Source organism: Dyadobacter sp. 676 (assembly GCF_040448675.1).
In the GTDB taxonomy this organism is placed as follows: Bacteria; Bacteroidota; Bacteroidia; order Cytophagales; family Spirosomataceae; genus Dyadobacter.
In genome coordinates, this window is record NZ_CP159289.1 from 1,993,318 (window position 1) to 2,006,749 (window position 13,432).

The 13,432-nt window shown below is 52.0% G+C and carries 7 protein-coding genes; all 7 read right to left on the reverse strand.

Annotated features, from left to right (window positions below):
• Positions 1-163: 163 nt before the first annotated feature.
• Positions 164-3,706, reverse strand: a complete 3,543-nt coding sequence (locus tag ABV298_RS08970) for a PVC-type heme-binding CxxCH protein (RefSeq protein WP_353721802.1) — start codon at positions 3,704-3,706, stop codon at positions 164-166.
• Between the two features lie 50 nt (positions 3,707-3,756).
• Positions 3,757-4,458: a DUF3823 domain-containing protein gene (locus tag ABV298_RS08975; protein WP_353721803.1), complete on the reverse strand. Its 702-nt coding sequence runs from the start codon at positions 4,456-4,458 to the stop codon at positions 3,757-3,759.
• Positions 4,459-4,485: 27 nt separating this feature from the next.
• Positions 4,486-6,393, reverse strand: a complete 1,908-nt coding sequence (locus tag ABV298_RS08980) for a RagB/SusD family nutrient uptake outer membrane protein (protein ID WP_353721804.1) — start codon at positions 6,391-6,393, stop codon at positions 4,486-4,488.
• Between the two features lie 17 nt (positions 6,394-6,410).
• Positions 6,411-9,911, reverse strand: a complete 3,501-nt coding sequence (locus tag ABV298_RS08985) for a TonB-dependent receptor (protein WP_353721805.1) — start codon at positions 9,909-9,911, stop codon at positions 6,411-6,413.
• A 218-nt stretch (positions 9,912-10,129) separates the two neighbouring features.
• Positions 10,130-11,275, reverse strand: a complete 1,146-nt coding sequence (locus ABV298_RS08990) for a FecR domain-containing protein (RefSeq protein WP_353721806.1) — start codon at positions 11,273-11,275, stop codon at positions 10,130-10,132.
• A gap of 94 nt (positions 11,276-11,369) precedes the next feature.
• The gene (locus tag ABV298_RS08995; RefSeq protein WP_353721807.1) at positions 11,370-11,966 is read right to left on the reverse strand and encodes an RNA polymerase sigma factor; all 597 of its coding nucleotides are present in this window, start codon (positions 11,964-11,966) and stop codon (positions 11,370-11,372) included.
• Between the two features lie 382 nt (positions 11,967-12,348).
• Positions 12,349-13,422, reverse strand: a complete 1,074-nt coding sequence (locus tag ABV298_RS09000; protein ID WP_353721808.1) for an aminotransferase class V-fold PLP-dependent enzyme — start codon at positions 13,420-13,422, stop codon at positions 12,349-12,351.
• Positions 13,423-13,432 lie beyond the last annotated feature (10 nt).

Here is a 13,432-nt window from a genome sequence, read left to right on the forward strand (position 1 = left end):
AGTTTAGGGCTTAAGGTTCTGTGAGGTTGGCGTTTTTGAGTTCAGAGTTTAGGTTCGGGAATCTACGAGTTCAGGCGATTTATCAGTTTACAGACGTTCATGAGCTTAAACTTTTAACTCTAAACTCATGAACTCTACAACTCATAACCATAAACTCATCAGCTCACTTCGTCACACGTAAAATCCCGTTCATGCCGCGCCAGTGGCCGGGGAATGTGCATACGTAGGGATAGTCGCCCGGTTCGTTTGGTACTGTGAATTCCAGGGTAACGGTTTCTCCCGAATTAACCAGTTTCGTCGAGAACAGCACTTCTGGGATCCGCGGGACATATTGCATTTCGGCCGCTTTAGGATTCGTAAGAAGCTCGTCGGCCGCCTTCCCTACTTTCTGCAATGTTCCCGGCTTGATAATCAGCAGATTATGCTGCATACCGTCCGGGTTTTCCAGGTTGATCGCAACTTTCTGCCCGGCTTTCACGGTGATCAGCTTTTTGTCGTACTGCATAATCTCTTTTTCCACTTTCAGTTCGATCACCGTCGCATTAGAAGCCTTCGTTTCAGGAGCCGGTTTCGCGGCTGCCGTGGTATTGCCAACGCTTTCGTTCGGGCGGTTCAGTTCCAGGGATGCTTTTTGAAAATTACCCACAAACCCGAATCGCCCGTCGTAGTCGCCGATCTCGTCGGCTTCCATGTCCTCGCCCGTACGCACCGGGTTGTTCAGCGGCGCATTAAAAAGCATATGTGCCTTGCCCGTGGCCGCTTCTTTTCCGTCGATTTCAATGCGGATATTGCCACCTTGCGTGAGGCTCGCCACCACATCGAACTTATCGGGCAATGTACCGGTTGTGGCTGCCTGGCTTAGCATTCCGTGCTGTTTTACGGCCATAATGAGTTTTCCGCCCTGGATGTACAATGCATAACCGTCGCTTTTTCCGCCCTGGCCGACAATGAAACCCTGCAACGCACGGTCGCGGCTTTTGGTAATGGTGGCGCGGATGGTGATTTCTTTACCCGAAATATCCGGCGGGAATTGCAGCGTGTTCCTTCTTCCAAGCGGGTACACTTCCCTGGTTAATGCCCCGGCTATTTGCGTGGTCAATGCGGAAGACCGCGATTGGCTGACGGATGCTGCCAGAAAACCCTTTTCGTGTTGTATGGCCGCCGCCAGAATGGCCCGTGAAAGCCAGGGATCTTTCGCATTCTGCTCATCGAGGGAAGCCTGGTAAATGGCGGCCCCGGCCCTTTCGGAGGCGGGCAGTTCGGCAATGGCCACAAATACGCTCAGACGGGTATTCAGGTTGGCGTCCTTCATGCTTCTTTTCAGCATTTCAAAACTCTGCTCCTGCCTCGGCAATACGCTGGCCGCTGCTTTGCGTACACCTGCGGCCGGATGGGCCAGTGCCCTGTTTACGACTTGCAACGCCTCCGCATTCGAGCCATCCAGCACACCCAGGCCATGCAGTGTCCATAGTGCGTGTACAGCAGGGCTGTTCAACCCAATTTCATCGACTTTCGGATTATTGATGATTTTGTACAAATCCGGCAGCACCGACAGTTTTTTCGACTCCACGAGCAAGCGTTGGGCGGTCATCCGCCAGAACATATTGTCGTTTTCCAGGGCGGCTACCAGTCCCGGCAGATCGTCTTTTGAAAGTTTCAGCGGAGCTGATTTCCGGCCATTTTTATAAACAATCCGGTAAATACGGCCGTGGGTCAGATCCCGCATCGGGCTGCTGAATGCATTGCCGGGGCCATGCGGCTGCTCTTCGAAGGGCAGGATGAATTTCGAAGGCGATTGCGCCGGCACGAACACGTTGTGCTGGATAATGAAATTATACCAATCGGCAATCCACACCGCGCCGTCGGGGCCCACTTCGGCTTGCACCGGTCCGAACCATTCATCGGAGCTGGCCATGAAATTCCAGCCGTCGGTTTCCCTGAAACCTGCGCCGTCCGGTTCAAGGATGGCTTTGTGTACCAAACGGATAGTCGGTTCGGCGACGAACGCGGCACGGTTCCAATAATCTTTCGGAAAACTGCGTGCGGTGTAAAAATGATGACCGGCGGCCGAAGTAAACCCTCCTACCACATCCACCTGTCGCAAATTAGGCGTCACAGCATGGGCATCGTAATGTCCATCGATTTTCTGAACTGCTTGTACGGATGGCTGCTCTTCGCCCAAAGAACGTTGCATTAATCGTCCCGGCATCGAAAAGAACGCGCTGTGCGTATTGTTGGCGGTTGAAAGGAAAACATTGTTATCCTCTGTGAAGCCCAGCCCCCAGGTATTATTGCTGCTATTTCCGAGGTATTCGAAATTCCTGCCGTCCGGACTGAAATGATAAACGCCCTGCGAGAAAGTCATTTTTTTACCGTTAATGCTTCCATTGAAGCCCGAGTAGCCAAGTACGCCCCAGATTTTATTGTCGAAACCATATTGCAGGTTCGAGGGCCCGGCATGGGTGTCGTTCTTGCCCCAGCCCGTCATGATCACCTCCCTTACATCGGCCACGTCGTCGCCGTTGGTGTCTTTCATAAAAACGAAATCCGGCGCCATGGAAACGATAATGCCGCCATTCGAGAAAACCATGCTCGTGGGGATATTCAGCTTGTCGGCGAACACGGTAAACCTGTCGGCTTTGCCATCGCCATTCGTATCCTCGCAAATTTTAATGCGGTCGTTGGCCGCACCGTCGGTTTCCTTGAATGTGTTGGGGTAATCCACCGACTCGACCACCCAAAGACGGCCACGCTCGTCCCACGACATCGCTATGGGATTGGTAATGTCGGGTTCGGAGGCAAAAAGTTGTATTTCAAACCCCGGCGGGACCTGCGTCAGCTTGTTCGATTCGGTCGGCGACAACGATTCCTGCATTTTGGGCACCACATGGCGACGGGTATAATGCGAAATAGTATCCGACTGGTAAATATCGACGTCGGGCAGGTTCAGTGCGGCGATTTGCGCCTGTACTTCGTCGCCAATGGCCCACAACACGCCGTTCCTCACGAGGTCCAGAAAGCCCTTGTTGGTCCAGGTACTGTCCTCGTGGCCGTAGGCGGTATAAAAAACGCGGCCTTTGCCCTCGTTGCGCACCCATGTGTAGGGCTCGTGCACGTCGCCTTCTACGCGTTCGCCAAGGACAATCCTGTCAGGGTTCAGGTTTTTGTGCACGTAAGTTTCATCCCAGGTCTGAAAGGCGGCAATGCCTTTCATGACCTGGTGTTCCGGTTTCAGAATAGTGTTTTTAAATGTACCTGTCTTGTGGGAAGCAAACTGCCCGCCAACGGTGTTGATATACCATGAAGAATTCCTGAAACAGCCCGAAGCCGAATGGATCGGGATAAGTCCCTTCCCGCCTTCGACGAACGCTTTCATGGCACTTTCCTGGGATGGCGGGAGCGAATCGTGGTTCGCGTAAATGATGAGTCCGTCGTATTTCTCCAGGTTCTCCGGGTTGATATCGTTCGGATCGACCGTGTACGACATGTTAATGCCGCTTTTGAACAGCTTCACTGCCAGCCAGGGGGCATACTTGCCCGAATCGTGATGCTTACTGTTATGCCCCAGGAACAATACTTCGGCACGCCGGCCTTTCGGGGCGCCGGCTTTGGGGTCCGGCCTCCCGACGACCGGCGCTCCCGTTTTACCCTTTGCACATGCCAGCGCCATAAGCCCGACAAGCAGGAGTGCAATGTAATTCCTCATTCAAATTGTTTTTTTAAGAAAAAGTTTCGGTTTTAATGTGGGTATTTACCCTACAAATTCACTTTCTGGACCGGTGAGAAAACCATGTCCTCCACATCCTTGATCTTCACGCCTACTCTCGCGAAAACGTAGTTCTGCGCAGGTGAAAGCGCAGGTACGGTGGTTGTGAGGTTAATGGCGTTCAGGTCTTTGATGTCAGCTCCGGGCATGTCCGTAACCGCCACGTTGGTGGCACGCGCCACGAAATCTGTTTTATTCACATATAACGAGACTCTTTCGATATCTTTACCCTCGGTGCCGGTCAGGATTTTTTCGAGTTTGAGTGAAACATTCACCTTGCTCTCGCCGCCTGAGAACTGCGGTGTACGGATCATATAGTACGGCATCACCTCCACATCGAGCTTCTGGTTGCCCGAAACGCTCACGAACAAGGTGTCTTTGGCGGTGGCGTCTTTGGCTATCGTTTTAAATGGTCCGCGGTTTTTGGGAAAAACCAGTTTGTAATTCCCGTCGAACAAAACCGCGGAATAGGACCCGTCCTGCGCGATCGGTGCGTCGATAGCCGCCAGTTTCCCGAAACCGGGTTGCCACAATTGCAGCCGTACCTGCCCTTCTTCCACGCCAATTGGCTCGCCCTTGTACACGATCTGACCCGACAGCGTCGATTTCGGTTCGGTATAATTGTCCTTTTGGCAAGCCGCCAAAAACGCAATCATCGCGACAAGCGGCATTATATGAAATCTGATTTTCATGATATCGTATCGTTTGAATGTGATGGCCTATTGGTTCGGATTTCTGACGAGCTTGGGGTTGTTACTGATAATGGCATCGTCGATGTAGGAGTAATAGTTTCCGAGCTGGAACCGGTCGGCGCCGGTTACACGGCTCAGTTTTACCGGCTTGTAAATCCATTTGCCATTATTCGGCGAGCCGGGATCATAAATTTTGTAGGACCACAATCCCCAGGGCTGCGTATTGCGCTTGGTAGCTTTTCCAAGGTCTTTCGAAAGATCGGCTGCGGTGATCGCGTTGCCGTCCATGATCTGATGTGCGATACGCCACCTTTTCATGTCGTACAAATAATGTCCTTCGAATGCCAGCTCCACACGGCGCTCATGTACAAGGCGGTCGAAATTGATTTCGGAGGCTTTTAATGGCGTTACCAAACCGGCGCGGGCCCGAACCTGGTTCATATAACCGGCCGCTTCCGCAGCCTGGCCGAGTTCAAATGCGGCTTCCGCCGCATTCAGCAGTACTTCGGCGTAGCGATAGCGAACCAGCCACACCTCGCTGTTCACCCCGCGCTGGCCCGACCCAACGACCGGGTCCAGGTATTTACGGAGATAGAAGCCCGTCTGCGCGGTGAATTCGAAACCGTCGATCGGGCCGTCGAAACCTACTACCTGCTCGGGCACCGTTTTGCCGGGAAGTGTTTTCTGCGCACCGCGGTCGTCGCCACTGATAATGGTGCCGTTCGCGAGCTGATAACCGGCCCAAATGTCCACTTTCCGCCCTTTGAACGTAGTACCGGGCAACATTACCGTCCCGCCGAGGCGCGCGTCGCGGCCCGCGAAGATATCGGTCTGATCAGTGTAGTAAACCGGTGTCCCGTTTGCATTGGTTGCCGGGATCGGCGCGAAGGTGTTATCGAGTTTTTCAAATGCCTCCACGAAATTCAGCGAAGGATTGATACGCCCGCCTTCTTCCTCTTCTGCCCCGTAGCGCGGCTGGTTCCAGCCGGTGAAATAATGTACTTTACCGCTTTGCAATTTGAAATCCTCCACAAAAATGACTTCCGGGTTATTTGCTTTATCGTAGAAGATGCTGGCGAAGTTTTCGGACAGATCAGGTTTTTTGGCATACAATCCGTAGGCGCCCGCGTTGCCGGAAATAATCTCCTTTGCCGCCGCCAGCGCTTTGGTATAATACCCGTTGGCCATATTAGCCGGAATACCCACTTCTCCGCCCGGCAGGGCAACCTGCGGGGTATTCACTCCATATTTTGCGATGGAGCCCGCGTAAATGGCCGCCCTCACTTCCATTGCCAATGCAGCGGCTTTGGTCGCCCGCGATTTTTCGCCCGGTGTTGCGGGAAGCTTGTCCTTGATTTCCTCGGCCTCTCTGATCACGAAATCGTAAATCTCCGACTCTTTCGCACGCGGGTGCTGCAGGTAAGAAGGGTCCCCGCTGAAATCGTACACCATCGGTTCGAGGATCAGCGGCACGCCGCCCATTCTTTTCACCAGTTCAAAATAGTAGGATGCGCGCAGAAAGCGGGCCTCGGCCAAGTAACGATCGCGGACAGCCGGGCTGAGTTTGTCGGCAACGGCGCATTTCTGAATGAACAAATTCATTTCCCGAATGTAACCGTAATCCCAGGCCGCCCACGATTTCAGGTCCCAGCCGCTGTTCTGGAAGTTATTGTAACGCCCTGCTTCCGACCAGAATGCCTCATTGAAATCGGCCACGGTTGTCCAGCCGGGAACGTCGTTGATGGTCTTGAAGGTCGAGATATCGACATAACGGTTGTAAAGGTCGCCCAGCACCGACAGCACCTGGCCTTCATCCGTCCAGATCTGTTCTTCCGAAAGCTGGTCGGTCGGCGGGCGGTTCAGAAACTCGTCGTCGTTGCAGCTCCAACCTAATGTCAATACGGCAATCGATAATACTTGAAATATCTTTTTCATGTTGGATTCCAGTCGGTTTAAATAGATAGGTTGATGCCTACGTTTACAAACTTGCTCTGCGGATATTGCAGCCCGTTATCGTCCTGGATCTCGGGATCTACACCGTATTCTTTCAGGTTGTCGATCGAGAACAGGTTATAGCCGTTGATGTAGAAGCGGGCACGTTGCAGGCGCAGTTTTTCCAGGACCGATTTTGGCAGTGAATAGCTCAGCTCGATCGTGCGGGCGCGGATGTACTTCACATTGTGCAGCCAGAAAGTCGAGTTGCGGTAATTGGAATGCCCGCCGTCGTTATAGCGCAACGCAGGGTATTTTCCCGGAATCCATTCGCTATTCACATCGAACGGATCGGCGCGGTGCCATCGGTCGAGGAAGATGCTGTTCAAGGCGCCCTCGTTCTGGTAGGGCCAGCGCTGTTCGTAGTTTTGGTTCCACGAATACATACCGCCACCCGAGAAATCCGCATTGAACCCGATGCCTTTCCAGCTTACCGAAAAGTTCAGTCCGAAGTTGACGTTGGGCTGGCCGGTCGCATTGTAGCCGATCGGTCTTTCGTCGAGGCCGTTAATCACCTTATCGCCATTGATATCCTTGTAAATCAAATCCCCCGGCAGCAATGTGCGGTTGCCCTGGCCGTCGATATTCACGGAATATTCGGCGATCTGCTGCTGCGACTGGAACTGGCCGATAGCCTCGAGTCCCCAGAAAATACCGGTGTAACGATCCTCGGCCGAAGCACGGTAACGGTCCCAGGAGTTGTTGAAAATCGGCTTGTAGGACGACACGAATTTGCTTCGCGCGAACGACACGTTTCCGCCTATGGAGAAATTCACGCTTCCCGCCTTGCCGTTGTAGGTAAGCGCGCCCTCCCAGCCCTGCTGCGAATCGCTGTTCACGTTCTCGTCGGGCAAAGCATAACCCAGTTCGCTGGGTACGAGAATATCGTATTTGCGGCCCAGCAGCCCGGTGCGAAGGCGGTAGAAGTAATCGACGCTACCGGTGATTTTTGTTCCAAGGAAAGAAAAATCGGCACCGATATCCGTGATTTTGCTTTTAAACCAGGAAATATTGTTGATGATCTGTCCTTTATCACGCGACGTAACGACCGCATTACCGCTCAGAATCACATTGCCTTTGTTGTAGTCATAACCCGGCAAATAGGCATACGGACTCAGCGGCCGGTTGGGATCGTTGTTAAAAAGAATATTATCATCTCCCAGGATACCGTAGGACCCTCTGAACTTCAGATCGTCGAGGACACTATGGTCGCCCACCAGGTTTTTGAAGAAATCCTCCTCCGAAATCCTCCAACCGACGGAAGCCGACGGGAAGAAACCTACACGACGATCCGGCGCGAATTTCCAGGAAGCGTCACGCCGGGCCGAAACTTCCAGATAATACTTGCCGGCATAATCGTAATTCACTCTACCGATATACCCTATACGCGCAAGCTCCGTATCACTGTCGTTGTAGGTATCCATGGTAGGAAAGTAGATCAACGGCAGTGCGTTGGTTTTGGGCACCGCGTGCACCCATTGCTCCTGCGTCTGCTCGTCCTGCCATTCGGACACGAAAGTCGCGCCGACGGTGTGCTTGCCAAATGTATTGTTATAGGCCAGCTGTCCCTGATACACATTACGCATAACTTTCTTGGTACCACGTTCCCGCCACGGGTTGGTGCTGCCGCCCGTTACGGTGTACGTATCGTCCGTTGGGTTATAGGTGTAAGCCTTGTAGGTGTACTCGTGCCCGTTCATCACGCGATCGGCGATGTAGTAGGAATACATTCCTCTTGCGCTCAGGCCTTTTACGCCGGGAATCTGATATTCCGCCGAAAAGTTGGTTTGCAATACGCGCCAGTATTCCGTCCAGTAGCCTCCGAGTTTCTTGTTATTGTACGCCCAGTTGGTTTCGTTGTGCTTGATATCGTTCAGGTATTCGGGGTTATCGTTCGCATACGGGCGTTCGAACGGGCGGTTACGCAGGATCGCAAAACGCGGCAGCCAGTAATCGTCGCCACCGGGAATACCGGGCTGGTCGCGCTTCTCGATCCGGCCGTTGATCTGCACACCGAGTTTCAGGCGATCGGTAATTTTGGCGTCCACATTGCTCTGGATGTTGGTACGGTCAAAAGTAAACTCGCGGCCGAGTACCGAGTTCTGGTGTAATCTTGTTGCTGAAATGTAATAGTTGATCTTGTCCGAACCGCCGGTCATATTCAGGTTAATGGAGCTCAGCGGGGAGTTCTTTTTAATGATGAAATCTTTCCAGTTAAATGTCTGATAGCCACGTTCCGTACCCACGCGGTATTTTTCAAGTTCGGTCTGGGTAATCGAAGTTTTGCCATATTGGTTCATCTCCGCTTCCGCTTTTCCGAGCATCCATTGGTATGAGTCATTTACCACATTCGGGAAGCGCGACCAGTTTTGCCAGCCTGTGTAGGCATCGAGGCTTACCGTGTTTTTTGCACCCATTTTACCGCGCTTGGTCGTAACAACCACTACGCCATTCGCCGCGCGCACCCCGTAAATGGCCGCGGAAGCATCTTTCAGTACCGAAATGCTTTCGATATCGTTCGGAGAAATGTTATTGAACTGCCCGGCGTCCTGCTGGATCCCGTCGATCACAAACAGCGGGTTACCCATGTTTCGGATCTGGATGTTGGCGCTCGCCCCCGGACGGCCGTCGGGCATTCGGAAGGTTACCCCGGGAATTTTACCGGCCAGGCCGGAGCTTACCGTCGAACCCCCGTGCACCCGCTCGATATCCTTGGCGGTTACCGTCGCAATGGAACCGGTCAGCGATTCCTTCTTTTGCGTGCCATAACCTACCACAACTACCTCTTCCAACGCCTTGTTATCCACTTTCAAAGTAATATCCACCACATTCTGCCCCGACGGAACTACCACTTCCTGCGACAAAAAGCCTACAAACGAGAATATCAGTACATGTTCGCCATCCGGAACGCTAAGTGAAAACCTGCCCTTTTCGTCCGTCGAAGTGCCCGTTTGTGAGCCTTTTAATACCACGCTCACCCCCGGCAAACCTGTCCCGGTTTCATCTTTTACAGTGCCTGAAACAGATTTGTCCGCAACTTCGGGACTGATTTCCACTACCGGAACCTCCTCTGAAACCGTCCCCGGAGTTGGCGACGGATGGTCGGGTTTGATCACGATGAGGTCGTTCCTGATATTGTAATGCAAATCCAGAGGTTTCAGCAAAGCGTCCAGCACGGCCGATAACGAGCCATTCCTGACCTTCACCGAAGCACGGCGATCCGACTGGATCAGTTTCGAGCTGAAAATAAACCTGGCGTTGGTCTGCTTTTCCAGCTGCGCGAAGATCGTCTTGATCTCCTCGTTCCGGATGTCAACGGTAACCTTCTGGCCCAATGCGGATTGAGCCCTCCCGTCGTTCGCCCACGTGATGCCCGCGAACAGGCCAGCCAGCATGCATTGTATAAATGTGATTCGCATGAGCTTGATGAGAAAGTCTTCAGGTCGTCGAACTTTTTTCATATTTTTGAATGAATTTGTTGTTTAAGGAGATTATTCAACGAAGTCTTCCCCGGTTCATCCATCGTCCGGATGGATGTGCAGTAATGTCCGTTACTGTCGGGGAACCCGGGATCAGTCATGCTGGAACATGGCTGATCTTTTTTTATTTTCAGGCAATAGGGTAGCGTTACGTCATAGGCGGCGTTCAAGGGAAAATGTTGATATGTCGGGTCTAAAAACTACTTACATCCTCGTCCCAGGATCGTTATCTGGTTGTCGGCCAATTCATATTGCGCATCCAGCGCATTACAGATCACTTCGAGCTTTTCCTTAAAAGGCTGTCCCATCAAAGTGGCATTCAGCGGGCAATTGCCCATCTTTTCGCGGTCGTACACGATCCGGACATTGTAGACACTTTCCAGTATCCCGAACACCTCCGAAACCGGTGTTTCATCAAATACAAACTGTTGCTTCGAAACATCTTTATCGGCTCCCACCGCCGTGGCCGGAGGCAGCTGCACGATCTTGCCGCTTTCCTTCGAAAATGCGATCCCCTGATCGTGGCTTAGTGTTACGCCTTCAAGTTCCGGCTTGTCGAGAACGGCCTCTTTCCGGCTGTTATCGAGATTACTGATCGAAAAGACCGATACCGTACCTGTCCGTACTTCCACTTTAATATCCTTGCTCCCGGAAGACGCGTCGACCGTGAAACTGGTGCCGAGTACTTTCGTAGCCAGTCCGTAACTATACACCAGAAATGGCTTCTGCTTGTTTTTTACAATTTCAAAAAACGCCTTGCCCGTCAGCGTTACCTCCCTGCGCTTCTTATTCAATCCCTCGGAATAACTCAGCTGGCCACCGGGTTGCAGCACCACCGAGCTTCCGTCTTGCAGCAATACCGTCATTGGCTTGTCGGTATCGTTGAACCTCCGGATCGTACGGGGCGGATCCGCCTCCTCGCCCACAGCTACCATTTGCACCGGACCTTCGGCCTTTTTGTAATAAAACCAGTAGCTCACCGAACCGATGCTCAGTATGAGCGCCGCCGAAGCCGCAACCCGCATCCAGCGCCACCCGTGTCCGCGGGTTGCCTTTAACACCGGAGCCGTCTCTTCATCCGGCACCTTTTGCATGCTGTCATGCATATGGCTTTCTACGACGCTCCACATTCGGTCGCTCTGCTTTCTGGTCGGCTGATGCCTTCCGGTGTCCTTCGCAAGCAAAATGACGTATTCTCTTGCCGATTCGACCGTTTTACGTTTCCCCGGATGTTTTTCCAGGAACGCCCGCCATTTACGGTCGCTGAGTTCGTCGGGATGCATTACCCAGGCGATAAACTCTTCATTTCTGATCAATTCGGTCAGAGAATAAGGATCATGCTTCATGTTTCGCGGGGATGCAGTTATCGTCGTTCAATAGTACAGAGCGACGAAACGCTGATTTGACCTCTTCAAAATGAAATTTTTTTGAAGAAAAATTTTAAAAAACCAATAACAACCAGAGGATCAGCGAGGAAATCAGCAGAATTTCCCTGCTCTGGCGAAGCGAGGTTAATGCTTTGTAAATAAAGTTACGCACCGACTTTTCATTGACGTTCATGATATCGGCGATCTCCTCGATACTGAAATCGTCGAAATAGCGGAGTGTGAGCGCTTCGAGCTGCCGATCGGGTAGCTGGGCCAGCAACTCCTGAATACGTTGGGCACGCATAGACGAGGACTCGACCTCTATCAGGATTGCTTCGGAATGCGTATGGTTCGCGGGTGTGTCCTCATCGTCGAGCCCGCTGATCTCTTCCATCGAAGGAAATTTATCCAGTGCCACATGGATACGTCGCCGCAATGCCCGGTACAGGTAAAACTTAACCGAAGTGACATTCTCCGTCAGGTTCTGCCGTAAACGCCATACATCGATGAATACATCCTGCACCGCGTCTTCTACCAGCGAAGAATTAGTCGATAACTTGCTGCCGTAGTTATAAAGTGTGCGGTGGTATTTTTCAAAAATCGCCGTAAAGGCTTGCTCGTCGCCCATGCGAATCCCTTGCCATAGATCATGATCTTTGGTTTCCCCCATTGAGGTAGCAATCTGAATCACCGCTTCTGAATGTTTTCGTAAGAAAGCATAAAGCTAAAAATTTATACTTAAAATACCATTGAAGCGGTAGGCTATCGTATTTCGGCAATGCACTTTCACGAGTTTATCCACACATTTTGGAGCAAACCGGTCCGCATCGGGCAGGAAGAGTTGTTCGAGCTCCTCGCCGAGGATTCGAAACCTTTTTCGAGGTCGAAAAGGTGTCCGCATTGGCGGAGAAAAATTTGAGGAAATCATCAGAAATGTCTTCCAGTATTGATTTCCATAGTATGTCGTTACGCTTCAATTCAAAGAAGAAAAGGGTGCCGAACATTGTCACGTTCGGACACCCTTTTGGTAACGTTATTCCACAAACTATTTTTCAGAGCTTACCGAGCTCGTGGATCAGCTTTTCGGTTTCTTCCAAAGACGTCGCGGGAAAGTTGGCAATACGGAGTTGTGTGGCCTTTCCAGCGCCATAACCGCTCCCGATTACCATGCCTTTTTCTTTAATTTTCCCGATAATATCCGCCGAAGGAGCTTCGGTATCGGTTACGATCACGGTTTGCGAGCGGAAAGCTTTGTCCTTTACAAATGCTGAAAAACCCGCTGTTTTTTCGATAAACTTATAAAGCAAACCCGCTTTCTGTTCGGTCTCTTTACGGATCTGCTGCACTCCTATGCGGTTGAAATCCTCCGCAATCTTGCCGAGCAGGTAAATACCCATCACATTCGGCGTTGCAGGGGTTTCGTTATTCTGCGCATTTTTCCAGAGCGTCGGCAAGTCGTTGTGCGCGCCGATGGAATAGGTGTTGCGAATGCTTTTCGCTTTTTCGAGACACCGTTCGCTCACAATCCACACTCCAAGGCCCGCCGGCAGTCCAAATGCTTTTTGTACGGAAAAAAACGCCGTGTCGATAATGCTGTAATCCAGCTCCGGGTAAGGTGCCGACGATACCATGTCCACAGCGATAAATTTCGACGGATTTTTCTGTTTCAGCTTATGGACTTCCGCAACCGGCATTTGCACGCCTGAACTGGTTTCGTTATGCGTGGTAGCAATCAGTTCCGCATATTCGGGCACTTCCACCTCCGATGCCACAAACCCCTCTCCCATTGGTTTTTCGAACTTGTGGGCATACTTGTTCAGCGCGTTGGAATAGTCGTAGAACTTCCTGGAAAACGAGCCGTTCACCAGATGGAAGCTTTCCAGTTCAACCGTGCTAAACAGAATGCGCTCCCAGGCTTCGGATGCCGATCCCAGGAACAGGATTGCGTGCGTGTCGGGCACGTTGAGGAGCGTACGGAGCTGGTCGACGGTAAACTTATGCAAATCGCGGTACTGCTGGCTGCGGTGCGAGATGGAGCCGAGCTGGTTTTCGACGAACGTCTTCAAATGCTGCTCGAACGTCGGGTACAGAGCCGCTGGACCGGGAGTGAAAAAAGTTAATGACATTGGTGAATAA

Bases quoted from the DNA above. Each gene is read 5' to 3' on its own strand.
- ABV298_RS08995 (WP_353721807.1), bottom strand. From the start codon at position 11,966: ATGGGGGAAACCAAAGATCATGATCTATGGCAAGGGATTCGCATGGGC.
- ABV298_RS08990 (WP_353721806.1), bottom strand. From the start codon at position 11,275: ATGAAGCATGATCCTTATTCTCTGACCGAATTGATCAGAAATGAAGAG.
- ABV298_RS08970 (WP_353721802.1), bottom strand. From the start codon at position 3,706: ATGAGGAATTACATTGCACTCCTGCTTGTCGGGCTTATGGCGCTGGCA.
- ABV298_RS08980 (WP_353721804.1), bottom strand. From the start codon at position 6,393: ATGAAAAAGATATTTCAAGTATTATCGATTGCCGTATTGACATTAGGT.
- ABV298_RS08985 (WP_353721805.1), bottom strand. From the start codon at position 9,911: ATGAAAAAAGTTCGACGACCTGAAGACTTTCTCATCAAGCTCATGCGA.
- ABV298_RS08975 (WP_353721803.1), bottom strand. From the start codon at position 4,458: ATGAAAATCAGATTTCATATAATGCCGCTTGTCGCGATGATTGCGTTT.
- ABV298_RS09000 (WP_353721808.1), bottom strand. From the start codon at position 13,422: ATGTCATTAACTTTTTTCACTCCCGGTCCAGCGGCTCTGTACCCGACG.